We start from the raw sequence: 26,008 nt of genomic DNA, 5'->3' as shown, positions 1-26,008 counted from the left end.
CAAGACCCCATGCCGCTTACCACGATCGCCGTGCGGCCGAACGCATTTGATCACGGGGAGGCAATTCAGGCGCGGGTCGCTCTCACCACGCAACCAGGCGCTGTTAGCAAACGTACTGCGGTTCCCGCGGCCGAAAAGCCTTATTCGAAAGCGCGTCCGGCGGCGCTTACTCTCGTGGAAAAGCCCCCGCAGCGTATCGCACGAACAATCTTACCAAGAGCGCCTCGCGCGCTATCTGACCGGTTATGCAAAGGGATGAACGGCCTGGATCTTGCCCGATGCATGAGACCTCAAATCCTCGATGCGGATCGAGAGCTTCGCGATGCCTATGACGATGCTGTCCGAGTGGGCGTAGAGCGGCATGTGCTGATCGCCTATCAACGACAATGGTCAACTATGCGACACCGGGCGATTTCTGACCCCCGTAGTGTCGCAGCGGACTTCCGTCAGATGGCAGATGAGCTCAATGCGCTAAAAGCAGACCGGCGCGAGGATGATTTTTGATAGGCCTCAAGCGATTATTTAGCGACGCGGATCGTGTGGCTGACTTTGACCCCTTCCTCGAATTCGCATTATTTTGTCAGTCGCGCTCGTCTCGCCCCTAGTGCGTTTGAGCGGGCAGTTTGTCGCAATGGCGGTGCTGTTCTTGGAGGCTCAACCCCCCAGTCCAGCCCCTGTTTCACATTCAGCGGTCCGACCCCCGAGCCGCCTCACACCGGTCTCAGGAGAAAGGCTGGCCGATTTGGACATCATTCGCATCCGGCCATTCGGTAATTCGCGGCGCGCGGAGATTGGATAACAACGCTGGCATTTTTCCCAGCAGAATCCTCCTGTCGCCTCAACAGGCTACGCAACAGGAGAGAACGCCGACAATGCGGACATTCGCGAGCAATTTTCTTCATGTCGAAAGCCGTCCTTCGTTCAGCTGGAAACGGACGGGGCCATCGACGCAGACTTACGTCTCACGGCAAATGGATTATTGAGAGCGGAATATAACCTGCGCTGCGGCCGCCGTTGCGGAAGCGCGATTCTCGATGCCGATCTTGATGAAGATCTGCTCGAGATGCTTGTTCACGGTTCGAGCGCTGATGTTGAGTATTTCGCTCATGTCCTTGTTGGACTTACCCCGCGCTGTCCACAACAGCACGTCGGCTTCGCGCGGGGTGAGGCCGAATGCTTGCTGAAGCAGTTGTGGTTCTATTCCCCGCGTCGAGCGGGTGAGCTTGAAGAGATGCTCGCCCGGTGCGGCAGGCCCGAGCAGTGTCACCAGGAAACGCTGGCCGCCGCAATCAAAGGTCGGCTGGGAGTCGTCCGTCGCAGGGGCGTCCGACAGTGCCATTTCGCGCAGCAAGTCACGCATGGCCTCGACCGCGGCGAGATCCAGTTCATCGAGCAGGCGCTGGGCCTCTGGTGTGGCCCAGCCGATCTTGCCGGAATCGTCGCAAGAAAGCAGCCGCGTACCGGCGCTGTCGAGCGCAGTCAGCGCGCTGCGGGTGGTACGCGCATTGCCGAGATGAACCCGGATTCTTGCTGCCAGCGCATCGAGCGCTAGCGGCTTGGTGACATAGTCGACCCCGCCTGCTTCGAGGCCCTGAACGACATGCGCAGTCTCTGACAAGCCGGTCATGAAGATCACGGGAACGTGCGCGGCGCCCTCTCGGCCCTTGATCAGTCGGCAGGTCTCGAAACCATCGAGCCCGGGCATTACGGCGTCGAGCAGGATGATGTCTGGCGAGACCGCACCCAGCAGCAGCAGTGCTTCCTCGCCGTTTACGGCGATTTCCGACAGGTATCCTTCGGCTTCCACGAAATCGCTCAGCATGGAGAGTGTGGCGGTATCGTCATCGACGATAAGGATGCGCGCAGTCATGGCGTGCCGATCTCTGTCCCGCTGGCTTCGATGTCGAGCAGCAGGAATATCCGGTCGATCAGCGCATCTACTTCGTAGGGTTTCAGCAGAAAATCGTCGTGCGGATCGTCCGGGCGGCGGGCGCGCTGGAAATCGTGGACATTGGCCGAAACCATCAGGATCGGTACCGCATCGCCGTGTTCCTCGCGCAGCCGGCGCGCCGCCTGCCAACCGTCCATTCCCGGCATGGCGACGTCCATGATGACGAGATCGGGCGGGCTGGCGCTAAATGCAGCAAGTCCCGCCTCGCCGTTTGCCGCGCAGTCGAGCTCGAGGTTGTGCGGCGCCAGGACATCGCGGATCAGATCGAGGTGCGCCTGGTCGTCGTCCACCACGAGCACGCGGCGGCGCGGCAGGTTGGTTCGCGGCAAGGCGGCGGCCGGCAACCGTGCGTCATCGGGCAGCACTTCCTCGGACAGGAACATCTTGACCCGGAATGTGCTGCCGACGCCCGGCTGGCTTTCCACGGTCAGCTGCCCGCCCATGATGTCGACCAGCATGCGTGTGATGGTAAGGCCGAGCCCAACGCCGGGCTGCCCGCGCACGATCTCCAGCCGCTCGAACGGCTCGAATATGCGGTCGATGCTGGCCGGATCGATGCCGACGCCGGTATCCTGGACGATGAACTCGGCCACGGGATTGCGCCAGTGGATGTGGAGCGCCGCAGAGCCCGCCGGCGTATACTTGATCGCGTTCGAGACAAGGTTGATCAGGATCTGCCTTAGCCGCTTCTGGTCGGTGAAGATCGTCGCGGGGAGGCCCACTGGCCGCGTGTGCTCGAACTCGATTCCGCGTGTCGCGGCCTGCATGCGGAACATGTCGACGATCTGGTCCATCAGGTCGACGAGGTTTACCCGGTCGCGCGAGAGCCGCACTGAACCGTTCTCGATCCGCGACACGTCGACCAGTCCGTCGACCAGGTCGGCGAGGTGGGTAGAACTGCGGCGGATCACCCGGATCGCGTCGGCCAGAGGGCGCTCGGGATTGCGCTCGAGCAACTGGGCATAGCCCGAGATCGCGTTGAGCGGCGTGCGGATCTCGTGGCTCATGCCGATGATGTAGCGGCTCTTGGCGAGGTTTGCGGCTTCGGCCGCGTCCTTGGCGCGCTGCAGTTCTGCATCGGTGCGGGCGTGGGCCTCGATCTCGTCCAGCAGCATCGCAGTCTGGCGTTCCGATTCGTCTTCGGCGGCGCGGTGGCTTTCGCGGCCGAGCACGAAGAACCAGACGGCGAAGCCGCTCGCAGCCATGAGCCCGACGAAGGCCGAGCCCAGCACCGCCGCCAGCGTCTCGGCATCGTCGCCCGACCCAAGCCGTTGGTAGAAGATCAGCAGCAGAACTGCGCCGATGATCAGTCCGGCGACGGCATAGGCGATGAGGAAACGCAGGATACGGACGTAAAGCTCGTGCGTCAGCCGCGAGGGCATCAGCCGGCGGACGCCGCGCGCAAGCTGCTCGATAGACTGCGGCCGGTCTTTGCAGGCGTCGTGACAGCGCGCTTCGAGCGTACAGCAAAGCGAGCAGATCGCCCCTTCATAGACCGGGCAGATCGCCATGTCGGGAGCTTCGAAGCTGTTCTCGCAGACCGAGCAGGCGCATTCGCCCTTGGCATCCAGAATGCCGTACAAGTCGTCCGACGGGCGGGCGAGATAGTACTTGCCTTTGGTCGCCCAGGCGATCGCGGGGCTGAGAGCAAAGGCGACGACAAGCCCGATAAGCGGCGAAAACACCTGCGCCACAGATCCGAACAGCCCGGCAAAGCACAAGGTTGAGCAAAGCAGTGAGCCCAGCATCGCGCCAACGCCCACCGGATTGATGTCGTGGAGGTAGGCACGGCGGAATTCGATGCCCTTGGGACTGAAGCCGAGCGGCTTATTGACCATGAGATCTGCCACCACCGCACCGAACCAGGCGACGGCGAAATTGCTGTAGAGCGCCAGCACGCGCTCGACCACGGTCTGGATGCCGCCTTCCATGAGCATCAGCGCGATCATCGTGTTGAACACCAGCCAGACGACACGGCCCGGGTGTCGGTGGGTCAGGCGCGAAAAGAAGTTCGAGCTGGCGATCGAGCCGGCATAGGCGTTGGTGACGTTGATCTTGATCTGACAGAGCGCCACGAAGACACCGGTCAGCGCGATGGCGCCGGCAGGCGTGCCCACGATCCCGGAAAAAGTCATGAAGTAGAGCGCGGTGGGATTGGACGCGTCCGCCATGCTCATTCCAGCGCCCAGCGCGACGACGGCGAGGAACGAGCCGATCAGGATCTTGAGGGCGCCCAACAGGATCCAGCCCGGCCCTGTCAGGAGCAAGGCAGACCACCAGCGCCGGGTACCGACCGTCTCCTTCTCAGGCAGAAAGCGCAGGTAGTCCACTTGTTCGCCGATCTGTGGCAGCAGCGAGAGGAACACGGCAAGCGCCACGCCGAAGCTCAGTAGCGAGGTCGCGGATGTAGTGCCGGCATAGCCCTGCCATAGCGCCAGACCAGGGCTGCCCTGGTTTGCCAGATAGAACAGCGGCGCGACCTGCAGCAGCAGCCACAACGGCTGAGTCCAGTTCTGCCATCGGCTGATCCGGTTAAAGCCATAGGCAGCGATCGGGATGACGATTAGCGCGCTGATCAGATGGCCCAGGGCCAGCGGTATGCCGAAGCAAAGTTGCAGCGCGGCCGAGAGGATGACCGCCTCGATGGCGAAGAGGATGAAAGTGAACGAGGCATAGACCGCGGAGGTGATCGTCGAGCCGAGGTAGCCGAAACCGCTACCCCGTGTCAGCAGGTCCATGTCGACGCCATAGCGCGCGCCGTAATAGCAGATCGGCACACCGGCGATGAGGAAGATCAGTGCGGCGGCGGCCAGAGCCCAGGCCATGGCGGTGAAGCCGTGGGAGATCGTCACCGTCGCGCCGATTGCCTCGCAGGCGAGGAACGCGATCGAGCCCAGCGCGGTGTTCCCAACCCAGGCAGGCGACCAGACGCGCGCGCGCGCCGCGGTGAAGCGCAGCGCATAGTCTTCGAGCGTCTGGTCATTGACCCACTGGTTGTAGGTTCGCCGCGTACCGACGATCCGCTGCCGCTTGATCGCGACGCGGGCGCTCGGCGGACCGGTCGGCTGGCCAGTGGGTTGAGGCGTGGGTCGGTGCATGCTCAGCCGGCGCTCGCCAGGACCAGGCCGAGCCCGGCCCCGGCCGCGCCCAACACGCGCATCACAGGGGCAGGAAGGACGCGGACGAGCCAGAGGCCGAGGCCATTGAGCATGGCGGTCGTGACGGTAAAGCCCGCGGCGAAAAGCACGGGAAAGGCGCCGCCCGGCGTCTCGAAACCGTGGGCCATGCCGTGTGCGAAGCCGAACACAGCGACGGCCGCCACAGCCAGCGGCATCGGCGCGCGCAGGCGGAACGCTGCTGCCGCTCCGAGGGCGACGAGCGACAGCAGGATCAGCGGCTCCGCGAGCGTCTCGCCGATCAGCGGTCCGGCGAAGAAGCCGGCAAGCATCGCGCCGAGGAACATTGCGGGCAGTGCCAGCGCCGAGCGGCGCTTCGGCCCGATCACACCTGCCCAGACTCCGACGAGCAGCATGGCGACCAGGTGATCGACCCCGGTCAACGGATGGGCGATGCCGGCATAGAACCCTCCTGCGCCCTCGTGTCCCGGATGAGCCCAGGCTGCGGTGGGCAGCAGGGCCATTGCAGCGGCGATGCAGCGAGCTTGCACTTTCATGCGGCCGTTTCTCATGGGGGCGGGCTCCTTTCCGGCAGGCCGCCGGTCTCGATGATGAAATGTGCGATGTCGGGCAAGCCGTGGCCGGCGCGGATATTGGTGAAGACGAAGGGGCGTTCTCCGCGCATCTTCTTCGCGTCGCGGTCCATCACTTCGAGGCTCGCACCGACGAAAGGCGCAAGGTCTATCTTGTTGATCACCAGCAGGTCCGACCGGGTGATGCCCGGTCCGCCCTTGCGCGGGATCTTGTCGCCGGCCGAGACATCGATGACATAGATGGTGATGTCGGCGAGTTCGGGACTGAAGGTCGCGGCAAGGTTGTCGCCGCCGCTCTCGATCAGGATGAGGTCGAGCCCGGGGAATTTCTTGCTGAGCTGGCCGACCGCGGCAAGGTTGATCGAGGCGTCTTCGCGGATCGCAGTATGCGGGCAGCCCCCGGTTTCTACACCGACGATGCGGTCCGCTGAGAGGGAACCTGCGCGGGTGAGGAACTCGGCATCCTCGCGCGTGTAGATGTCGTTGGTGATCGCCGCGATGTCGTAAGCATCGCGCAAGTGCTTGCACAGCGCATCCATCAGCGCGGTCTTGCCCGAGCCGACAGGGCCGCCGATGCCGACCCTCAGGGGCCCGGTGTGGTGAAGTTGGGTCATGTCCGGAACAGCCTCGTGTACTGGGTTTCATGTGCCATGCAGCCGAGATCGGCGAGCAGCGTGGAGCCGCCGAGCTGGTCGAAGGGATCGCCATCGGGCAGGGCCAACGCCGCTGTCACCGCGGCGAAGATCGACTCGCGCATGGTCCGGAGAACCCGCTGGCCGTCGGTCTGGCCCAGCGGGACGAGGCGCTGCGCGGCAGAGACCAGGTTCGAGACGGCCCCATGCAGCCAGGCGGTGAGGGCCTGCGGCAGGTCTATCCCCTGCGCCGCGAACAGAGCTGCCGCGGCGACCGAATAAGCAAGGTCCTCATCGTCGATATCGCTCAGGAAATCCGGGAAACCTTCGATCGATGCGCAGGCGATCCGGCGGAACGCAGCGCCTTGCGCGGTTGCTTCCAGCCGGCGCTCGAACCCCGTCTGCGTGGCGACCGCCATTTCGGCGACTTCGCGCAGCCGTACGCTGTCGCCCGCCTTGGCGGCGCGCCAGGCTTGGACGAACAGCACCATGTCGTTGTGGATCGCGCCGCGCTCGATCAGCAGGACGATCCAGTCGGTGCAACTCGCGCGGTCGGTCACATGGCCGTGTTCTACCGCCCACTCGAGCCCGCCCGAATGAGCGAAGGCACCGATCGGCCAGGCCGGCGACATCCAGCTCATCAGGTCATAGAGCGCGGTTTCAGCCATGGGCGCGCCCATGGTCGTGATCGTGGTCATGATGATGGTGGCCGTGACCGCCACCGCCTTCATAGGCCCCGCCTTCTGGATCGAACGGCGCGAGCATCTCATGGCAATGACCACCGAGGCCCAGAACCATTTCGGCGATGACATGGTCGTGGCGGATGCGCAGCGTGCCGCCATCGTCACCAGGGAGAAGCTGCGTCGGCAGATGACGGTTGCCCAGGTGCCAGGCGATCCGCACCATCTCGGCGGTCGAGTGCGAATGAATCTCTATCAGCGCTTCGGGCACGGCATCGACGCGAACCAGGCTGCCATCTTCGATCCGCAGCAGGTCGCCGTCGCGCAGGTGCACCGGGCGCATCATGTCGAGCAGGATCGGCCGGCCGGCATCGGTCGTATAGACCATGCGGCGGCGGTTGCGCTGGTCGTGGTCGAGCCGCACCGAGTCCTCGGGTTCGCCGCTACCGGAAGGTTCGACCCCATAGATCTTGCGCAAGACGGAATGCTCCTCAGTACAGGAAATAACGCTGCGCCAGCGGCAACTCGCCGGCGGGTTCGCAGACGAGCAGTTCGCCGTCGGCATGGACTTCGTAAGTCTCCGGATCGACGACGATGTTGGGCAGAGCGTCGTTCCATTTCATCTGCGCCTTGCCGATGCCGCGGGTGCCGACGACAGGCAGGACCGTTCGGGTGAGGCCCAGCCGCTCGGCTATGCCCCTGTTCGCGGCCGCCTGGCTGACGAAGCTAATGCAGCTGGCTGCCATTGCCTTGCCGAACTGCCCGAACATCGGCCGCGAATGGACCGGCTGCGGCGTCGGGATCGAGGCATTGGCGTCGCCCATCATCGCCATCGTTATCATCCCGCCCTTGATCACGAGGTCGGGCTTGGCGCCGAAGAAGGCAGGTGTCCATAGAACCAGATCGGCGATTTTTCCTACCTCGACCGAACCGATTTCGTCCGACATACCTTGAGCTATGGCGGGGTTGATCGTGTACTTGGCCACGTAACGACGTACACGCATGTTGTCGTTGCGCTCGCTGTCGCCGGGGATGAAGCCGCGCTGCGCCTTCATCTTGTGCGCGGTCTGCCAGGTGCGCGTAACGACCTCGCCGACGCGGCCCATCGCCTGGCTGTCCGACGAGAGGATCGACAGCGCGCCGAGATCGTGGAGGATGTCCTCGGCGGCGATCGTCTCCTTGCGGATGCGGCTTTCGGCGAAGGCCAGGTCCTCGGGGATCGACGGGTCGAGGTGATGGCAGACCATCAGCATGTCGAGATGTTCGTCGATCGTGTTGACGGTGAACGGCATCGTCGGATTGGTCGACGAGGGGATTACATTGGGGAATCCAGCCAGTTTCAGGATGTCCGGCGCATGGCCGCCACCGGCGCCCTCGGTGTGGAAGGCATGGATCGTGCGGCCCTTGAACGCGGCGATTGTGTCCTCGACAAAGCCGCTCTCGTTGAGCGTATCGGTGTGGATCATCACCTGGATGTCCATCCTGTCGGCGACGGATAGACAGCAGTCTATTGCTGCCGGTGTCGTGCCCCAATCCTCGTGCAACTTGAGCGCCGCGGCGCCTGCTTCGATTTGTTCGACCAGTCCCTCCGGCTGGCTGGCATTGCCCTTGCCCGCGAAGGCCAGGTTGATGGGCAGGCCCTCGGCCGCCATCAGCATGCGCTCGATATGCCAGGGGCCAGGGGTGCAGGTGGTGGCGTTGGTTCCCGTTGCCGGCCCGGTGCCGCCGCCGATGAAAGTGGTGACGCCCGAGGACAGCGCCTCGTCGACCTGCTGTGGGCAGATGTAGTGGATATGCGCGTCGACCCCGCCGGCGGTGACGATCTTGCCTTCGCCGGCGATCACCTCGGTTCCCGGGCCGATGACGATGGTGACGCCGGGCTGGATGTCGGGATTGCCCGCCTTGCCGATCGCGGCGATGCGACCGGCCTTCAGGGCGATGTCGGCCTTGTAGATGCCGGTCCAGTCGACGATCACCGCATTGGTGATCACCGTGTCGGCGGCGCCCCTGGCGTTGGTCAGCTGGCTCTGGCCCATGCCGTCGCGGATGACCTTGCCGCCGCCGAACTTCACTTCCTCGCCGAGCGTGGTGAAGTCGCGCTCGATCTCGATGATCAGGTTGGTGTCGGCAAGCCGCATGCGGTCGCCCGTCGTCGGCCCGAACATGTCCGCATAGGCGGCGCGGGGCATGCGATAGGCCATTACTTGAGCGCCCCCATGACCTTGCCCTGGAAGCCGTAGACCGTTCGCGTACCGCGCAGCGGCACCAGGTTGATCTCACGCGTCTGCCCGGGTTCGAAGCGCACGGCGGTGCCTGCCGGAATGTCGAGCCGCTGACCGCGCGCGGCCGTGCGGTCGAAGATCAGGCCATCGTTGGCTTCGGCGAAGTGGTAGTGGCTGCCCACCTGCACTGGCCGGTCGCCGCTGTTGGCAACCTTTAGCGCTGTCACGGGCTGGTCGGCGTTGAGCTCGTGCTCGCCGGGCTCGGCGAGGATTTCGCCCGGAAACAACGATGACATGAGATTACCGGATGGGTTCATGGACTGTCACCAGCTTGGTGCCGTCGGGGAAGGTCGCTTCCACCTGGACGTCGTGGATCATCTCGGCGATGCCGGCCATGACCTGCTCGCGCGCCAGCACATGCGCGCCGGCCTCCATCAGGTCGGCAACGGAGCGCCCGTCGCGTGCGCCTTCAAGCACGTAGTCGGAGATCAGCGCCACGGCTTCGGGATAGTTGAGCTTCACCCCGCGCTCGAGCCGGCGGCGGGCGATCATCGCCGCCAAGGCCAGCAGCATCTTGTCCTTCTCGCGCGGGGTCAGCTGCATGTCAGCACCTCCACACGCGGGGGAGCGGGCGGCCTTGGCGGAGCACCGAAAGGGCGAGCGCGATATCGCCGCGCAGGACTTCGCTGTCGGGCGCGAGCAGACGGACGGCAAGCAGCCCGTTCCAGCAGCTAGCCGCGGCGAGTCCGGCAGCACCTTCCAGCGCCTCGCGCACCGGATCGCGCAGGGCAGCAGCCTCGGCCGAGGCGTGAACGATCACCGCCATGGCGCGCGCGCCGTTACCCACCGCGGCGCGGTCCATCAGCGCGGCGATGTCGCCGTCGAGCGCCAAGGTATCGGCATAGATCAACCGGTCGCCGCGCCAGATCCGCATCCGGTCGCGCAGCGAGCCCGAAGTCACGCTCTCGCCCATCGACGCACGGCCAAGCACGAGTGCTTCGACGCCGAGGAAAGTCACATCCTCCGCCAGCACGATCTGTGCTTCGCGGTGCAGACGGAAAGCGTCGAACAGGATGGTCTCTTGCGGTAGCCATTCGGCGCGTGCCCCGCGTTCGACCGTGAGTTTGGTCGAGATAGTGCAGCCAGCTGAGAGCGCGCGGTAGATCTTCTCCGCGGCCTGGGTAGTGACTGTCGCCGCGGTGCATTCTTTCCAAGCGATGCGCTGGTTCAGGCTGTCTCCTTCGGCGACGCCGCCGGCCGTGTTGATCAGCACGGCGCAGGGGACATCGCCGTCCCCGACCTGACGCATCCTGAGGCACCCGGCCTGGTACGATGGATCGATCGTCGTGCGGCCCTGACGCTGGCGAAAAGACAGGTCGAGTGCGCCTTGGCTGCGCAGCATATGCGGCACTGCAGCAATGGCCGGTAGGCCTAGAGCTGCGCCTGTTCCATCGCCCATTTCGAATCGTCGGTGCACGCGGGCACGTCTCCTGTTGCAGTGCAGTATCCCACTGTTTCCGCAGCATTCAAGGGAAAGTCGGGCCAGCCCATGGGGCATTTGACGTATGGACGCGGCTCGCCGCGGGACGGGCGCCAACGAGCCCCGGCCACCTACGTTAAATGCCCCATGGTGCCCATTGCTGCGACGCACAATGATCGGAGCGTCATCGGGGGGCAGACGTGGCACCCGTTCCATCGCCAAGAGGGAGGCACCTTTCATGTCATCATTCCTGAGGAAGAAATCGATTGTTGCCGCGGCGCTCGCCTGCACCGCGCTGCTCGGCGCCTGCTCCAAGGGCGGCGAAGTCGCAGGCGGCGGCGATGGCGACATCAAGGTCGGCATCCTGCACTCGCTTTCCGGCACCATGGCGATCTCTGAAGTGACCGTGAAGAACGCCACCCAGCTCGCGATCGACGAGATCAACGCGGCGGGCGGCGTCCTCGGCAAGAAGATCGCGCCCGTTGTCGAGGACGGTGCCTCGGATCCTGCCATATTCGCGCAGAAGGCCTCGAAGCTGATCGAGAGCGACAAGGTTTCGACCGTTTTTGGCGGCTGGACCTCGGCCAGCCGCAAGGCGATGCTCCCCGTCTTCGAGAAGACCGCGAACCTGCTCTGGTATCCGGTCCAGTTCGAGGGCAACGAATGCTCGCCCAACATCATGTATTCAGGCGCGCAGCCCAACCAGCAGATCCTGCCGGCCTATGACTGGGGCAAGCAGCAGGGCTACAAGAAGTTCTTCCTGGTCGGCTCGGACTACGTGTTCCCCCGCACTGCCAACCTCATCCTCAAGACCCATATCGGCAAGGACGGCCTGACCCTGTCGGGCGAGGAATACCAGCCGCTGGGCGGCACGGAATTCTCGGGCGTGATCGGCAAGATCAAGGCGGCCAAGCCCGACGTGATCTATTCGACGCTGAACGGTGACAGCAACGTCGCCTTCTTCAAGCAGATGGCGGCGGCGGGCATGGGGCCGAAGGTGGTCCCGGTCATGTCCTTCTCGATCGGCGAGCAGGAAGCGATGGCGATGGGCCCGAGCCTGGTGGAAGGTGGCTATGCGGGCTGGAACTACTTCCAGTCCTTCGACAATCCCGAGAACAAGAAGTTCATCGAAGCCTACAAGGCCAAGTTCGGAAAGGACGCGGTGATCACCGATCCGATGGTCCACGGCTATCTCGACGTCTATATGTGGAAGGCCGCGGTCGAGAAGGCGAAGAGCGCCGATCCGGCCAAGGTCCGCGCGGCGGCTGTGACGCTCGACGCGATCCCGACCCCGCTCGGCACGGTCAAGTTCCTGCCCAACAACAGCCTCGTCCAGACAGGCATGATCGGCCAGTCGATGCCCGACGGCCAGTTCAAGATCATCTGGACCTCGCCGGCAACGATCGATCCCGATCCCTACGATCCGGTCACCTTCCCGGGCAAGACTTGCAAGATCTGAAATTGAGCACCTGACGGGCACGCCTATCCCCGCGTGCCCGTCATCCAGAGGCGGTGGTGGACCCGCCTCCTGCCCCGGGCTCGGGACCGCCCGGGGCAGGAGAACGGGCCTCAATACCACTCACACGGAACAGGCGAGACGATAGATGGATACCGCCTTCCTCACCGGCCAGCTGTTCAACGGCTTCAGCGTCGCATCGCTCTACATCCTTGCCGCGCTGGGCCTGGCGTTGAGCTTCGGCCTCATGCGCGTGATCAACATGGCGCATGGCGAAATCCTGATGCTGGGCGGGTACATCGCCTATCTGACGATGTTGGTCGTGCCGGGGCCGCTGGGCTTCCTTGTCGCCCTCGTCACGGCCTTTTTCGGCGCGGCGCTGTTCGGTGCGCTGCTCGAGACCTCGCTGATCCGGCGATTGACCGCCCGGCCGCTCGACACCTTGCTGGCGACCTGGGGTGTCAGCCTGATCATGCAGCAGGCGGTGCGCGACCTGTTCGGCGCCACCGGCGTCTCGGTCACCGCCCCGGCCTGGCTCGATGGCGGCCTGACTTTCGGCGGCCTGCAGATCCCGACGACCCGCATATTCATCCTGCTGTTGTCGGTGCTCGTACTCGCCGGGCTTGCCGCGATCCTGCGCTACACGCGCATCGGGCTGCTGGTGCGTGCGGTCAACCAGGACCGGCCGACCGCTTCGGCGATGGGTGTCAACGCGCGGCTGGTCGACTGCTTCGTCTTCTCGCTCGGCGCCGGCGTCGCAGGCCTTGGCGGAGTGGTGCTCTCGCTGCTCGGTCCGGTCACGCCCAATGTCGGGCAGAGCTACATCGTCACCGCCTTCCTCGTCGTCATCCTCGGCGGGCTGGGCTCGATCGCGGGGACGACCTGGGCGGCGCTGATGATCGGCCTGTTCATGGCGCTCGCACAGATCCTCGTCGACGTGAGCTTCGCCCAGGTGCTGACGCTGCTCTTCGTCATCCTCTTCCTTCAGTTCCGGCCGCAGGGGGTGATTGCTGTCAAATCCCGCGCGCTGGACTCCGAATAGGAGCGCCGCGCGATGGCATCCTCGCTTCCTATCAAGCCCATCCTCGGCGGACTGGCACTGCTGCTCGCCCTGGCGGCCCCCTGGCTGCTTTCCTCCTACGACCTCAACCTGATGGCGCGTTTCCTGGCGTTGGCGCTCACCGCCATGGGGCTGGTGCTGCTCTGGGGCGAAGGCGGCGTGCTGAGCCTCGGCCAGGGCGTGTTCTTCGGCCTCGGCGGCTACGCCATCGCCATGCACCTGAAGCTGGCCGGTCTTGGGCCGACCGAGCTGCCCGACTTCATGGTCTGGACCGGGGTCAAGGCGCTGCCCTGGTGGTGGGCCATCTTCCAGAGCCCGGTCGTGGCGATCCTGGGCGTGTTCCTGATCGCCCCGGTGCTCGCCGCGCTGTTTGCCTGGGCGATCTTCCGCCGACGCATCGGCGGGGTCTATTTCGCGCTGATCACGCAGGCGCTGGCCCTGGCTTTCGCGACCTTGCTGATCAGCCAGCAGGACAAGACCGGCGGCTTCAACGGGCTGACAGACTACAAGACGCTGTTCGGCTTCAACCTCAACCTGCCCTCCACCTCGACCGGGCTCTACTTCGTCACGCTGGCCTTCGTCGTCGCCGCCTTCTTCGGGCTGCGCTGGCTGCTCGCCAGCCGCTTCGGCAGCCTGCTCCGCGCGAGCCGGGACGGCGCCAACCGCCTGCGTTTCCTCGGTTATGATCCGGCCCCTTACAAGGTGGTCGCCTTCACCGTCGCGGCGCTGCTGACCTCCATCTCGGGTGCCTTGTTCACGCTGCATGCGGGGGTCGTCTCGCCGGCGCTGGTCGGCGTGGTGCCCTCGATCGAGATGGTGATCTGGGTGGCGATCGGCGGGCGCGAGTCCATCGCCGGGGCACTGGCCGGCGCGCTGCTGGTGAACTTCGCCAAAGACAAGATATCGACCGCGCTGCCCGAGCTCTGGCTCTATGGCCTCGGTGCGCTGTTCATCCTGGCGGTGACCGCGCTGCCCAAGGGCCTGGCCGGGCTGGTCGTCTCCGACCTGCCGTTCCGCCCGCGCAAGCCCGCGCCGCCCGAGCCGGAGCCGGAGATCGATCCCGCGCTCGTGCAGGAGGCCACGGCATGAGCGCGCCCCAAACGACTACTCCAATGCTGCAGTTGGACCACGTCACGGTCGATTTCGACGGGTTCAAGGCGATCAACGACCTCAGCCTGACGATCGAGAGCGGATCGATGACCGTGGTCATCGGCCCCAACGGCGCCGGCAAGTCGACCATGTGCGACAGCATCATCGGCCGCGTTCGGGCGACATCGGGCAAGGTGCTGTTCCACGGCCGCGAGATCCAGACCGAGGCGGAGCACGACATTGTCGGCCTCGGCATCTGCCGCAAGTTCCAGACACCGGGCGTGCTGGTGGCGCTCTCGGTGATCGACAACCTGACGATCGCCGCGACGGCCGACCGCCGCTGGTGGACCAAGTTCAGCCGCAAGGGCGAGGCCGAGGCGCGTGCGCGGGCCGAGGAGATCATCGCCATGATCGGGCTGGGAGATCGGCGCGATGCGCTCGCCGGCAATCTCAGTCATGGCGAGAAACAATGGCTGGAGATCGGCATGGTCGTCGCCACCGATGCCGAGCTGTTGCTGCTCGACGAGCCGACCGCAGGCATGGGCGCGGCCGAGTCCACCCAGACCGCGAACATCGTCAAGGCGCTGGTCGGCAAGCACGCGGTGCTGGTGATCGACCACGACATCGATTTCGTCGCCCAGCTCGGCGGCCATGTCGTCGTGCTGCACCAGGGCCAGCTGCTGCGCGAGGGCACGCTCGAACAGATCCGCGCCGACGAGGAAGTCGCGGCGATCTATCTGGGGAGAGCGAAATGACGATCGAGAGCAAGATCGAAGTCCCCAACCAGCTGCTCAACCTGCGCAGCGTCGGCGCCGCCTATGGCAAGGGCGAGGTGCTGTGGGATATCGGTTTTGACCTGGAAAAGGGCGATGCGGCGACGGTTCTGGGGCGCAACGGCGTCGGCAAGACGACCTTGATGAAGACGATCATGGGCCAGGTCGCGGCGACTTCGGGCCACCTCTACTGGCACGGCGAGGACGTCACCGCGATGGGGCCGCACCAGCGCAGCCGCGCGGGCATCGGCTTCGTGCCGCAGGGCCGCCACGTCTTCCCGCACCTGACTGTGCAGGAGAACCTCGAGGTCGGGCTTTCGGCCTTGGCGGGCAAGGCCATCACCGGACCCAAGGCCGTGCCGAAGATGGTCTTCGACCTGTTTCCCAAGCTCACGCAGATCGCGGGCCGCAAGGCCGGCGTGCTTTCGGGGGCGAGCAGCAGCAGCTGGCGATCGGGCGGGCTTTGGCAGGCCAGCCCGAGCTGCTGCTGCTCGATGAACCCACCGAAGGCATCCAGCCCAACATCGTCCAGCAGATCGAGGACGCGCTGCTGCGCGTGCGCAAGGAGCTGGGCGTGGCGATTCTGATCGTCGAGCAGAACCTCGATTTCGCCTGGTCTTTCGCCGAGCGCTATTTCGTCATGCAGCGTGGGCGCATTGTCAAAGAAGGCCGCACCGCCGCCACTCCGGCGAGCGACGTGGCCTCGCTGATCCATGTCTGATCGGTCGTGCCTAGAGCGCCGCGACGGGCGCGATCTCCCGCTCGGCGCAGAGTTCCTCGAAGCTCGCCTCGACCAGGGTGACGTGGTGCAACATGGCGTCGTGGGCTTCGCGGGCGTTGCCCTGGACGATGGCGGCAACGACTACACCGTGCTCCGCATGCGAGCGCATGGGGCGGCCTTCGAGCAGGAACTGCGCGCGGCGATAGGGCATGAGCCGGCGCCGCATCGCCGCGGTCATCTCGGCCAGCACGACGTTGTGCGCACCGCCATAGATCATCGTGTGGAAGGCGTGATTGGCCTCGGCGAAGGCCATGGCGTTGCCGCTGCGAGCGACATCGCCCATCTTTTCGTGGAAGGCCTGGAGCCGTCGGCGCTCGGTGGGCGACATCGACAGCGATGCGAGTCGCGCGCAGGTGGCCTCGAGCTCGCCCATCGCGACGAACATTTCCTCGAGCTGCTCGGGCGAGATTCGCGTGACGAAGGCGCCGCGGCGCGGCTTGACGTCGATCAGGCCGGTATTCGCAAGCTGCCGCAGCGCTTCGCGCACGGGCGTCCGCGACACCGAAAAGCGTTGCGCAAGCTGCTGTTCGTCGAGCCTGGTACCCGGCGCGAACTCTCCGGAAAATATCGCATCGGCAATGCCTTGCGCCAGCATGTCGGCAGCGGTGCCGTTCAAGATCGAGCCTCCGTCCTTTCGTCGGCAGCAGGGACAGCCGAGCCGCCATAATGCGCTTCTGCATACAAAGATGAAAGATTGACGACAACGATATTGCCAACGACAAAATTGTATGCAAGCCTTTCTTAACGCATACATAGAGGGGTGGAGGCGGCGGATTTCCGCGGTTTTCATCGGGGGGATGTCTGGGCGCAACCAAACAGGGAGCGACCCAACAATGCGTAAAACACTTCTCGGAATTTCCGCGCTTGCGGCCCTTGCCATCGCCAACACCGCCCATGCCGAGGATGGCAGCTGGGAGGTGCACGGCTTCGGCGACATCTCGGTCAAGAGCGACTACGTGACGCCGCGCGGCCTCGTCGTCGTCGACGACGGCGCGACGGTCCAGGTGCTGAACGGCCTCGTCGTCGCAGCGCCGAACGGCGTCGCGATCCACGCCGGCACCTGGCTCGACCTGAACCCCGGCTATAACCGGGCGGAGAACATCACCGCAGTTAACGAATTCGACTGGTTCGTCGGCATCGACGCGCCGATCGCCAAGGGCCTAACCGCAGGCGTCGAATATTCCGAGTTCATCTCGGGCCAGCCCTCGGTGGCGTTCAAGCCCGAGCGCAACATCGAGTTCAGCCTGAAATATGCCGATGGCGGGCCGAATTCGAAGATCACGCTCAACCCCTATGCCAAGTTCTTCTGGGCGGTCGACAGCAAGAGCTCGACCGTCGTGCTCGGCAAGCGCGGCGGCACTTTCGACGTCGAGCTGGGGGCAGTGCCGACGATCAAGGTGGGCGGCGGCTCGGTCTCCGCGCCGACCTGGGTCACGGTCGGCCCGAAGACCTACTGGGGCGCGAAAGACAACCCGCTGGCGGTCGAAGGCCAGAACTTCGGCGTGTTCTCGACCGGGCTCAAAGGCTCGGCACCGCTGACCATGTTCAAGGGCGGGGCCAAGGCTTCGATCTACGCCCAGCTCCAGTACTACCACCTGATCAACGACAACCTCGTCACCGCGCGCGGCCTGCTCACCAACTCGACCGGGCGCGACAAGCTGACTTTCGCGGCGGGGATCAACTTCGGCTTCTGACCCATGATGAACGGCGCCGCCTGAAGACGGGCGGAACGCGAAGGAGAACGGCCATGCCAGTCGTGCCCGCACAACCTTACGAGTTCACGCTCGATCCGCCTCGGGCGGCGCTGCTCATCATCGACATGCAACGCGATTTCGTCGAGCCCGGCGGCTTCGGGGAGATGCTCGGCAACGACGTCTCCCAACTCCGCCCCTCGATCGAGCCGCTGAAAGCCCTGCTTGCCGCCGCCCGGCAGGCGGGGCTTTTCGTCATGCACACGCGCGAGGGGCACAAGCCCGACCTGTCGGACCTGCATGAAGCCAAGAAAGTGCGTGGCCGCGGCGCCAAGACGATCGGCGACGAAGGCCCGATGGGCCGTATCCTGATTATCGGCGAAGCGGGGCACGACATCATTCCGGAGCTCTACCCGATTGCCGGCGAGCCGGTGATCGACAAGCCCGGCAAGGGCGCGTTCTACAACACCGAGCTGACGGACATCATCGCCGACAAGGACATCAAGCAGTTCATCGTCTGCGGCGTGACCACCGAGGTCTGTGTCCATACCACGGTGCGCGAAGCCAACGACCGCGGCATCGAGTGCCTCGTCCTGTCGGACTGCACGGCATCCTATTTTCCCGAGTTCCACGCCACGGCCCTGCGCATGATCGCCGCGCAGGGCGGAATCTTCGGCTGGGTCTCGGATTCCACGAGCGTGATCGCGGCGCTCACCGCACCGGCGGAACCGGCAGCTAGCTGACGAGGGGACTGGATCATGACTACCACCACCATGGCCAAGAAGGTCGATGCGGCAGACATTCCCTGGTGGACACCGGGGGACTGGAACGCCTTCTTCGGCTTCGGCACCAATATCCTCGTCAACGTGCTGGTGTTGACGGGGCTGTTGCGTTTCGTGCTGAAGCTGCCCGATCCGATCATCTTCGGACGTATCCTGCCGGCCGTCGGCCTGATGCTGTTCCTGAGCACGGTCTACTACGCCTGGCTGGCGCGAAAGCTTGCGGTCAGAACCGGGCGGACCGACGTCTGCGCGCTGCCTTCGGGCATCAGCGTGCCGCACATGTTCGTCGTGGTCTTCGTCGTCATGCTGCCGATCCTGATCAAGACCGGCGACCCGCTCGAGGCCTGGGGCGCGGGGCTGACCTGGGTCTTCATCCAGAGCTTCGTGTTGATGATCGGCGGCTTCGTCGCCCCGGTCATCCGGCGGATCACGCCGCGCGCCGCGCTGCTGGGCTCGCTTGCCGGCATCTCGCTGACCTTCATCTCGCTGAGCCCCGGCGCGCAGATCTTCATGACGCCGCTGATCGGCGTGACCTGCATGGCCGTGATCCTGGCGTCGTGGCTGGGCGGCTATCGCTATCCGGGCGGCATCCCGGGCGGGCTCATGGCGATCATCGTCGGTGCGGGTATCGCCTGGGGCGCCAAGATCCTGGGCTTCGACATAGGCGGCATTGGGCCGGAAAAGGTCTCGGGCTCGCTCGCCGATTTCGGCTTCCATGTGCCGCTGCCGGCGATCGACCACATCTTCTCCGGCTTCAAGTACATCGCCATCATCTTGGTCACGGCCATTCCCTTCGGCATCTATGACCTCGTCGAAGCGATGGACAACGTGGAGAGCGCCGAGGCCGCGGGGGATCATTTCCCGACCACGCGCGTGCTTACCGCCGACGGCATCATCAGCCTGATCGGCTGCGTGATGGGCAACCCCTTCATCAACGCGGTCTACATCGGCCATCCCGGCTGGAAGGCCATGGGCGGCCGCATGGGCTATTCGGCGGCGACCGGCGTGCTCATGCTGGTCCTGACCTGGTTCGGCGTGATCGGTCTGATGATGGCGATCATCCCCGCCGTCGCACTGCTGCCGATCCTGCTCTACATCGGCATGCTGATCGGCGCGCAGGCCTTCCAGGAAAGCCCGCACAAGCACGCGCCGGCAGTGGTGCTGGCGATCGTACCGACGATCGCCTCGTGGGGTTTCACCCAGATCAACAATGCGCTCGGCGCGGCCGGCACCAACGCGGAGAAGGTCGGGCTCGATGCGCTGGGCAACAACGGAGTGCTCTACCACGGGCTGCAGCTGCTCGGCAGCGGTGCAACGCTGGCGGGGATCATCCTCGGTTCGATCGCGGTGATGATCATCGACAACAAGCTGATGAAGGCGGCGGCTTTCGCAGCCACCGGCGGCGTGCTGACCTTCTTTGGCCTGATCCATTCCGAAGGCATCGGCGTGGGCAAGACGCCCGGCGTCGCGGCGGCCTATCTGGTCGTGGCGGCCTTCCTTGCGCTCTGCTCGCTCAAGCGCGGCATGGCGGAAGAAGAACTGGCCGACGAGCCTATGCCGCATGGCGTGCCGGCGGAATGAGTGGGGCCCAGACGCCTCCTGCCGGTCCGGCGATCAGCGAGGACACGCTGATCGGCCTGGCCGGGTTCGCCGGCATCGAGATCGCGCCCGAATATCGGGCGGGCGTGATCCGCAATCTCGAAATCCTGGCCGCCCAAGCGGCCCTGCTCGCCGCAGCGCCGGTCGATCAGCGGGTCGAACCGGCGCCGGTGTTCCGCACGTGAATGCGTCTCTAATCGTGGAGGATCGAGTGTCCAAGCTGGCCGGCATCGTGGAAACCGCTCGGGACGTGCGCGCAGGGCGGCTCTCGGCCCTGGCGCTGGTCGAGAGCCGGCTCGCACGGATCGAGGCGCTCGATCCGTCGCTCAACTGCTTTACCGAGGTGCTGGCGGACCGCGCCCGGCGCGAAGCAGCGGCAGTCGACGCGCTGGTCAAGGCCGGCAAGGACCCCGGGCCGCTGGCCGGCGTGCCCTTCGGCGTAAAGGACAATTACGACGTTGCCGGCCGCGTGACCACGGCGGGCTCGATCGTCAACCGTGGCCTGGCTCCGGCGCGAGAGGACGCCGTGCTTATCCGCCGGCTGACGCGCGCCGGTGCGGTGCTGCTCGGCACGCAGAACATGGACGAATTCGCTTACGGCTTCACCACTGAGAACCACCACTATGGGCCGACGCGCAATCCGCTCGACACGGCGCGCAGTGCCGGCGGGTCTTCGGGCGGTTCGGCGGCATCCGTGGCGGCGGGAATGGTCGATTTTTCGCTCGGTACCGATACCAATGGCTCGATCCGCGTGCCGGCCTCTTTCAGCGGCGTGTTCGGCCTCAAGCCGACCTTCGGCCGCCTGCCGCGCAGCGGGACTTTTCCTTTCGTTCACGATCTCGATCATCTCGGCCCCTTTGCGCGCAATGCCGCGGACCTGACGGCAGTCTATGACGCGATCCAGGGACACGACGGCGACGATCTCGCCTGCGCCGACATTCCGCCCGAGCCTGCGCTATCTTCGGCGGACCAGCCCTTCACCGGCCGCGTCGGCGTACTCGGCGGCTGGTTCGACGAATTGGCCGACGATCAGGGCCGCGCTGCCGTGGCTATGACAGCCGACGCCTTGGGTGCGACCGACCGCGTGGAATTCGCGGGGGTAGCGCAGGCGCGCGCCGCCGCGTTCATCCTGACCTGTGCATCAGGTGGAAATCTCCATTTCGACGCACTGGCGGCGCGCGCGGAGGAATTCGATCCGGCTACGCGCGATCGCCTGATCGCCGGCGCGTTGATCCCTGCGCACTATGTCCTTCAGGCGCAGCGCTTCCGGACGATGTTCCGCGAACAGGTGCTTGCGGCCTTCGCACGCTATGACCTGCTGCTCGCGCCCGCGACGCCGTGCAGCGCGCCCGAACTGGGACAGCCGACGATCCACGTCGCCGGAGAGGACATCCCGACCCGCGCAAACATCGGCCTGCTGACCCAGCCGCTGAGCTTCATCGGACTGCCGATCGTTGCCGTGCCTGTGCGTAACGGGTCGATGCCGATCGGGGTACAGATCATCGCGCCCCCCTTGGCGCGAGGCGCTGGCGCTGCGGGCGGCCGCGCATCTCGAACGTGCCGGCGTCGCGCAAGGTCCCGAGGTGCAGCCGTGATCGTCAACGATCCCATCGCCCTAGCCGAGATGGAGGAGGCCTTCGCCGCTTACGAAAAAGCGCTCATGGACAATGATCTCGATGCTCTCGACGCGCTGTTCTGGCCTTCGCCGCTGACAGTCCGGATCGGACCGGGGCAGAATCTCTATGGCATCGAGGCGATCCAGGCGTTTCGCCAGAACCGCGTCGGCGGTTCGCCGCAGCGTGAATTGCTGAAAGTGGTCATAACCACCTTCGGGCGCGATTTCGCCACGGCCAATTGCGAGTTCCAGCGCGCAGGCGCACCGAGACCGGGGCGCCAGAGCCAGACCTGGGCGCGCTTTTCCGAAGGTTGGCGCGTGGTCAGCGCACACATTTCGATGCTGGGCGAGGGGAGCTAGGGCGCATTCGACGCCGTCTGCGATTTCAGCAGACTTTTACGCGGCTTCAAAATCTGGTGACCTCCTCGACATGCTTCTCGACCTCGGCGCGGTCGATCCACAGTGTCCGGAAGGTCTTGTTGGCAAGGAAGGGCAGTTGATCCCCGCTATGCCTGGACCCTGGCTGGCTTGAGTTGCCGTAGCTCATGAGGCCGACCGCTTTCATCGGCGATCCGAACTCGATCATCGAGACCCAGGTTTCGCCATGCACGGGCGTGCGCTGGCCATCTTTCATCGGCCCCCAGGTTATCGTTCGAAACACCCCCGTATTGCCGAAGCCGCCGTTTGCCGGAAGACTGGTTCCGGCCAGACGAAAGCGCGAGACATCGCCGTAGGGGCGATCGACTGCGCCGTAGAGATCCTTCGTCCTGGCGATCGCCTGTTTGAGCATGATCAGTGCCCCCTGCGGATCCTTGAGCCCGGTGGGCGTGGCGATCGGTGCCGAAGCTGACCAAGCGTCGCGATAGTTGGCCTGCACGGTGAAATTCTTCGGACTGAAGATCGCCGCCCAGGTCTCGAACAGCAGCGCGCCCTTGGCATCGGGCTCGAAGCAATGGTCCCATGCCTTGAGCAGGGCAGCGGCAGCGCGGAGTTCGGGATCGACGCTTTGCTCCGCGAGCGGCACAAGTTCAGGCAGCAAGCGGTCGGCCATCAACGAGCGCGTCGTCACCTTCTTGGCGATGAACTGTTCGAAATCGAATTTTGGGCCTTCGCTCATCAGTTTGACCGACATTTGCGATCGCTGGCTCATGGGCCCCACCACCGAAACATAGGCGGGATAGTCCTTGGGATCGAGCGGCTGCGGCCAGCTCGTCACCCAGGGCGGATCGTTGGTATTCTGGACGAAGCCCGATGCTGGATCGAACACCTTGGGCAAGTCGTCGTAGCCGTGGATGTCGTTCCAAAGCGTCGCCGAGGTGTCGCCGGTCACAGGCTTCGACCAGGCGGTGAAGTCGCCGCCCTGTAGATGCTTGGGGAGGATGCCGTTGTCGAGATAGAGGATGTGACCATCCTTGTCGGCATAGATCATGTTGAACATCGGTACCTGGACCCGGCGCAGCGCCTTCTCCATGTCCGCCCAGCCATGCGCGCGGCCCATGTCCCAGTATTGGGCGAGGCCGCCGGGGCGATCGAGCCCGGCAATTTTCAGAGCGATCATACCGCCGCCATTCGGCAGATCGAACACCGGGCCCTGGACCGCAAACTTCTGGTCGAATTCCACGGTCTTGAGGCCGCCGTCCGACTGGAGAACCTTGTAACTCTTGTGCTCGATCCGGAACGGACGGCGCTTGCCGTCAAACAGATAGCCGTCGCCGCTTGGCGTGAGCTTGTAGCTGGTGAAACCCAGGATCGTGTTCACCGTGTTGGTGAAGGCGACGTCCTTGGTGAAGGCAAAGCGGAGTACCGGCAGGCCGACCTGGGTGGCTCCATAGATCGAGAGCCCGGGGGCGGTCAGGTTCGCTTCGAAATAGGTCTGCCAACTCGGCGCCCATTGGAGATGCGGGTTGGCGAGCAGCATGGCATGGCCGCTCGCCGACCGCGCCGGCGCGACCGCCCAGGCATTGGAGCCGTCGTTCTCGTTGGGAGCACTCGCGGGATCGGGTTCGCCTTCGCCGACATTGCCGGCCGCGCCGATCACCCGAGACTGTGAGGCGATGTATAGATAGGTCATCACGCGGTGCGCGTGCGCCATCACGTCGAGCCCCGTGATCGTTCCCACCTTCAGTGCCTCGGGATCGAGCTTGTCCCGGTGCGCGGCTACATAGGCGTCGATCCCCGCGGCAAAGGCGTCGAGATCGGCGCGAAACCGCGGTGTCTGCGCCTTGTACCAGACCACGGCACGCTCGGGCTGGCCGTTGGCGATCAGCCAGCGATCGGAGGCCTCATATTGCGGCCCCCAATATTCCGCAGCCCTGGCGCGGCTCTCCCCATAGATGCGGAGCAGCAGATTGCCGTGCGCCTGCGCCTGGGCATAGCCGAAGCCGTAGAACATGCCTGCCTCGGTCTTGGCATAGACATGCGGCACCCCGAAGCTGTCCCACAATATCTCCCCGCCACCGGCCGCTGCCGCGGCAGGCGCGGGCGCCAGCAGTGCGAGAATGGCGACGAACCAAGTTCTTTCCCTCGTCATCACAGATCTTCTCGCTCGAACGAGCGAAGGGAAGCCTCAAATTTGGCTCGAAGCGGCATGTCCTGCAGGCTAGAGAAATTGCTTGGCCGACAAATTCGCATTTTGGCGAATGCCGCCAAACCCATTTGTCGGCGGTTGCGTCTGCTATCGCTGACATAGCTGACTTTCGATGCAGTTTTCAGATCCCTCGCCAGCAACCATCCATTCGGCCGACCGAACTGCCGAAAATACGCCAAACGTCGTATAACCCTTTCGAGGATCCGGGCCGATCACAACGCCAATGCCATAATCAGGTGTGCGTGGTCGGAAGGGCGAATCCTCCCATGCTCCCGCGAGTGGTTCGGTAGGGCACGTGGGGGTTTGAATTGATGACAGATAGTGTGCTGCCTCTGAGCAAGCGCGACCTGCTGACGCTGATCGGCCGGACGGCCGGTGCCTCGGCGATGTACATGGCTATGACAAGCCTGGGTCAGGCGCAGACATCGACGTTCAAGGGCCCGGTCAACCTGGGCGGTGATGCCAAGGGCGCTTCGGTGCTGATCCTGGGCGCGGGCGTTGCCGGCCTCACCGCCGCCTATGAGCTGCGCCGCGCGGGCTACAAGGTCCAGGTGCTCGAATTCAACAACCGCGTCGGCGGACGCAGCTGGACGCTGCGCGGCGGCGACAGCTTCACGGAGCTCGGCGGCGAGACGCAGCACTGCACTTTCGCGCCGGGGAACTACATCAACCCCGGCCCCTGGCGCATCCCGCATAATCACTATGCGATCATGCATTACTGTCAGGAACTGGGCGTCGCGCTCGAGCCGTTCATGCAGCTCAACTACAATGCCTATGTCCATTCGACCAAGGCATTCGACGGCAAGCCGCAGCGCTATCGCCACATCCAGGCGGACTTCTACGGCCACGTCGGCGAGCTGATGGCCAAGGCGGTCAACAAGAACGCGCTCGATGACGCCGTGACCCAGGAAGACAAGGCGATCCTGCTTGAGGCGGTGCGGTCGTGGGGGGCGCTCGACAAGAACATGCGGTACGTGAAGGGCGAGCAGTCCAGCTCGCGGCGCGGCTGGGAGAAGTATCCGGGCGGCGGGCTGACCGCGGAGCCGATACCGTCTGACCCGCTGGCGCTCGACACGGTGTTGCAGTCGGGACTGTGGCGCAACGTCTCTTCCTCGCTCGACACGCAGCATCATACTGCGATCTTCCAGCCGGTCGGCGGCATGGACATGGTGGCCAAGGGATTCGAGCGTCAGGTCGGCGATCTCGTCCGCCTGAACAGCAAGGTCACGTCGATCCAGCAGGACGAGAAGGGCGTCGCCGTGTCCTATGAGGATATAAAGACCGGCGCCAAGGCCACAGCCAAGGCCGACTGGTGCCTATGCACTATCCCGCTGTCGGTGCTCAGCCAGATCGAGATGAACGTCAATGCCCCGATGGCCAATGCCATCCGCGCCGTGCCCTATATGGCGGCGCTCAAGATTGGCCTAGAATTCAAGCGGCGGTTCTGGGAGCAGGACGAGAGTATCTTCGGCGGCATCACGACCACCGACTTGCCGATCTCGCAGATCAGCTATCCGAGCAGCCGCTATGGAGAGAAAGGGCCAGCGACGCTGCTCGGCGCCTATACTTTCGGCGCCTATGCCTTCGAGTTCACCTCACTGCCGCCTGCGGAGCGCGTGCGGCGCGCGGTGGAATGGGGCGCGCAGATCCATCCGCAGTACAAGGACGAATTCGTCGGCGGCATCGCGGTGGGCTGGCATCGGGTTCCCTGGGTCCAGGGCTGCGCCGGCGGCTGGACCGACGAGGCGCGTGCCGACCACTACAAGAACCTGTGCCAGATCGACGGCCGCATCCTGCTCGCGGGCGAGCATGCCTCTTACATCCCTGCTTGGCAGGAAGGCGGCATCACCTCTTCGCTCGACGCGATCTCGCGTCTCCACCAACGCGTGATGGCGGGCTGA

General features: G+C 64.8%; 24 protein-coding genes and 2 pseudogenes. 14 read left to right on the top strand and 12 right to left on the bottom strand.

Annotation, left to right across the window (positions count from 1 at the left end):
• Positions 1 to 255 precede the first annotated feature (255 nt).
• Entirely contained in the window at positions 256 to 504 is a 249-nt protein-coding gene (locus tag KRR38_RS12670) for a hypothetical protein (protein WP_217401996.1), read from the top strand.
• A 472-nt stretch (positions 505 to 976) separates the two neighbouring features.
• Here the strand turns inward: KRR38_RS12670 and KRR38_RS12665 are convergent, their stop codons facing one another.
• Genes KRR38_RS12665 through KRR38_RS12620 form a run of 10 tightly spaced genes read right to left on the bottom strand, consistent with a single transcriptional unit; the run spans position 977 to position 10,671 of the window.
• Positions 977 to 1,870: a response regulator gene (locus KRR38_RS12665; protein WP_217401994.1), complete on the bottom strand. Its 894-nt coding sequence runs from the start codon at positions 1,868 to 1,870 to the stop codon at positions 977 to 979.
• The gene (locus KRR38_RS12660; protein WP_217401991.1) at positions 1,867 to 5,049 is read right to left on the bottom strand and encodes an ATP-binding protein; all 3,183 of its coding nucleotides are present in this window, start codon (positions 5,047 to 5,049) and stop codon (positions 1,867 to 1,869) included. Before KRR38_RS12660 ends, KRR38_RS12665 begins: the two co-directional genes overlap by 4 nt.
• A 2-nt stretch (positions 5,050 to 5,051) precedes the next feature.
• Complete coding sequence (locus KRR38_RS12655; RefSeq protein WP_217401989.1) at positions 5,052 to 5,624, bottom strand: HupE/UreJ family protein; 573 nt, start codon at positions 5,622 to 5,624, stop codon at positions 5,052 to 5,054.
• 11 nt (positions 5,625 to 5,635) lie between these two features.
• The gene (gene ureG, locus KRR38_RS12650; RefSeq protein ID WP_217401987.1) at positions 5,636 to 6,274 is read right to left on the bottom strand and encodes an urease accessory protein UreG; all 639 of its coding nucleotides are present in this window, start codon (positions 6,272 to 6,274) and stop codon (positions 5,636 to 5,638) included.
• Complete coding sequence (locus KRR38_RS12645; protein ID WP_217401985.1) at positions 6,271 to 7,023, bottom strand: urease accessory protein UreF; 753 nt, start codon at positions 7,021 to 7,023, stop codon at positions 6,271 to 6,273. The genes ureG and KRR38_RS12645 overlap by 4 nt, the downstream gene beginning before the upstream one ends.
• The gene (locus KRR38_RS12640; RefSeq protein ID WP_254514776.1) at positions 6,953 to 7,450 is read right to left on the bottom strand and encodes an urease accessory protein UreE; all 498 of its coding nucleotides are present in this window, start codon (positions 7,448 to 7,450) and stop codon (positions 6,953 to 6,955) included. The genes KRR38_RS12645 and KRR38_RS12640 overlap by 71 nt, the downstream gene beginning before the upstream one ends.
• Positions 7,451 to 7,463: 13 nt before the next feature.
• Positions 7,464 to 9,173: an urease subunit alpha gene (gene ureC / locus KRR38_RS12635; protein ID WP_217401981.1), complete on the bottom strand. Its 1,710-nt coding sequence runs from the start codon at positions 9,171 to 9,173 to the stop codon at positions 7,464 to 7,466.
• A complete protein-coding gene (locus tag KRR38_RS12630) occupies positions 9,173 to 9,481 on the bottom strand; it encodes an urease subunit beta (RefSeq protein ID WP_375293460.1) in 309 nt (102 codons plus the stop codon). Before KRR38_RS12630 ends, ureC begins: the two co-directional genes overlap by 1 nt.
• A 13-nt stretch (positions 9,482 to 9,494) precedes the next feature.
• Positions 9,495 to 9,797: an urease subunit gamma gene (locus tag KRR38_RS12625; protein WP_217401973.1), complete on the bottom strand. Its 303-nt coding sequence runs from the start codon at positions 9,795 to 9,797 to the stop codon at positions 9,495 to 9,497.
• Position 9,798: 1 nt separating this feature from the next.
• Positions 9,799 to 10,671 (bottom strand): urease accessory protein UreD, encoded by an 873-nt coding sequence (locus KRR38_RS12620; RefSeq protein ID WP_309141039.1) that lies wholly within the window; start codon positions 10,669 to 10,671, stop codon positions 9,799 to 9,801.
• A gap of 241 nt (positions 10,672 to 10,912) precedes the next feature.
• Between KRR38_RS12620 and urtA the strand changes: the two genes are divergently transcribed.
• From urtA to KRR38_RS36055, 7 genes and pseudogenes are all read left to right on the top strand, one after another.
• Positions 10,913 to 12,133: an urea ABC transporter substrate-binding protein gene (gene urtA / locus KRR38_RS12615; RefSeq protein ID WP_217401971.1), complete on the top strand. Its 1,221-nt coding sequence runs from the start codon at positions 10,913 to 10,915 to the stop codon at positions 12,131 to 12,133.
• Between the two features lie 145 nt (positions 12,134 to 12,278).
• Positions 12,279 to 13,172, top strand: a complete 894-nt coding sequence (urtB, locus tag KRR38_RS12610) for an urea ABC transporter permease subunit UrtB (RefSeq protein WP_217401969.1) — start codon at positions 12,279 to 12,281, stop codon at positions 13,170 to 13,172.
• Positions 13,173 to 13,184: 12 nt separating this feature from the next.
• The gene (urtC, locus tag KRR38_RS12605) at positions 13,185 to 14,279 is read left to right on the top strand and encodes an urea ABC transporter permease subunit UrtC (protein WP_217401967.1); all 1,095 of its coding nucleotides are present in this window, start codon (positions 13,185 to 13,187) and stop codon (positions 14,277 to 14,279) included.
• Complete coding sequence (gene urtD / locus KRR38_RS12600) at positions 14,276 to 15,034, top strand: urea ABC transporter ATP-binding protein UrtD (RefSeq protein WP_217401965.1); 759 nt, start codon at positions 14,276 to 14,278, stop codon at positions 15,032 to 15,034. The genes urtC and urtD overlap by 4 nt, the downstream gene beginning before the upstream one ends.
• Positions 15,031 to 15,330, top strand: a pseudogene (locus KRR38_RS36060) (ATP-binding cassette domain-containing protein); the annotation flags it as partial. The gene urtD and the pseudogene KRR38_RS36060, both read left to right, overlap by 4 nt.
• A pseudogene (locus KRR38_RS37745) lies at positions 15,243 to 15,497 on the top strand (hypothetical protein); the annotation flags it as partial. The pseudogenes KRR38_RS36060 and KRR38_RS37745, both read left to right, overlap by 88 nt.
• 129 nt (positions 15,498 to 15,626) lie before the next feature.
• Positions 15,627 to 15,773: a hypothetical protein gene (locus tag KRR38_RS36055; protein ID WP_254515770.1), complete on the top strand. Its 147-nt coding sequence runs from the start codon at positions 15,627 to 15,629 to the stop codon at positions 15,771 to 15,773.
• A 10-nt stretch (positions 15,774 to 15,783) separates the two neighbouring features.
• On the opposite strand, the gene KRR38_RS12590 is transcribed toward KRR38_RS36055, so the two are convergent.
• On the bottom strand, positions 15,784 to 16,449 hold the full coding sequence (locus KRR38_RS12590; protein WP_254514775.1) for a GntR family transcriptional regulator: 666 nt from the start codon (positions 16,447 to 16,449) through the stop codon (positions 15,784 to 15,786).
• 217 nt (positions 16,450 to 16,666) lie between these two features.
• Here KRR38_RS12590 and KRR38_RS12585 point away from each other — a divergent pair, with 217 nt between their 5' ends.
• The 5 genes from KRR38_RS12585 to KRR38_RS12565 are packed head-to-tail and all read left to right on the top strand — an operon-like array spanning position 16,667 to position 21,880.
• The gene (locus KRR38_RS12585; protein ID WP_217401963.1) at positions 16,667 to 17,527 is read left to right on the top strand and encodes a hypothetical protein; all 861 of its coding nucleotides are present in this window, start codon (positions 16,667 to 16,669) and stop codon (positions 17,525 to 17,527) included.
• Positions 17,528 to 17,580: 53 nt separating this feature from the next.
• A complete protein-coding gene (locus KRR38_RS12580; protein WP_217401960.1) occupies positions 17,581 to 18,267 on the top strand; it encodes a cysteine hydrolase family protein in 687 nt (228 codons plus the stop codon).
• A gap of 15 nt (positions 18,268 to 18,282) precedes the next feature.
• The gene (locus KRR38_RS12575; RefSeq protein ID WP_217401958.1) at positions 18,283 to 19,887 is read left to right on the top strand and encodes a hypothetical protein; all 1,605 of its coding nucleotides are present in this window, start codon (positions 18,283 to 18,285) and stop codon (positions 19,885 to 19,887) included.
• Positions 19,884 to 20,090 carry an AtzG-like protein gene (locus tag KRR38_RS12570; protein WP_217401956.1) on the top strand — a complete coding sequence of 69 codons (207 nt, stop codon included), beginning with the start codon at positions 19,884 to 19,886 and terminating at the stop codon, positions 20,088 to 20,090. Before KRR38_RS12575 ends, KRR38_RS12570 begins: the two co-directional genes overlap by 4 nt.
• 26 nt (positions 20,091 to 20,116) lie before the next feature.
• Positions 20,117 to 21,880 carry an AtzE family amidohydrolase gene (locus KRR38_RS12565; RefSeq protein ID WP_217401954.1) on the top strand — a complete coding sequence of 588 codons (1,764 nt, stop codon included), beginning with the start codon at positions 20,117 to 20,119 and terminating at the stop codon, positions 21,878 to 21,880.
• Between the two features lie 46 nt (positions 21,881 to 21,926).
• Here KRR38_RS12565 and KRR38_RS12560 read toward each other — a convergent pair whose 3' ends face one another.
• Positions 21,927 to 24,050, bottom strand: a complete 2,124-nt coding sequence (locus KRR38_RS12560) for a penicillin acylase family protein (RefSeq protein WP_217401952.1) — start codon at positions 24,048 to 24,050, stop codon at positions 21,927 to 21,929.
• Between the two features lie 368 nt (positions 24,051 to 24,418).
• Here KRR38_RS12560 and KRR38_RS12555 point away from each other — a divergent pair, with 368 nt between their 5' ends.
• Entirely contained in the window at positions 24,419 to 26,008 is a 1,590-nt protein-coding gene (locus tag KRR38_RS12555) for an NAD(P)/FAD-dependent oxidoreductase (RefSeq protein WP_217407247.1), read from the top strand.

The sequence above is a fragment of the Novosphingobium sp. G106 genome (genome assembly GCF_019075875.1).
In the GTDB taxonomy this organism is placed as follows: Bacteria; Pseudomonadota; Alphaproteobacteria; order Sphingomonadales; family Sphingomonadaceae; genus Novosphingobium.
This window is presented reverse-complemented; position numbering and strand designations above follow the sequence as displayed.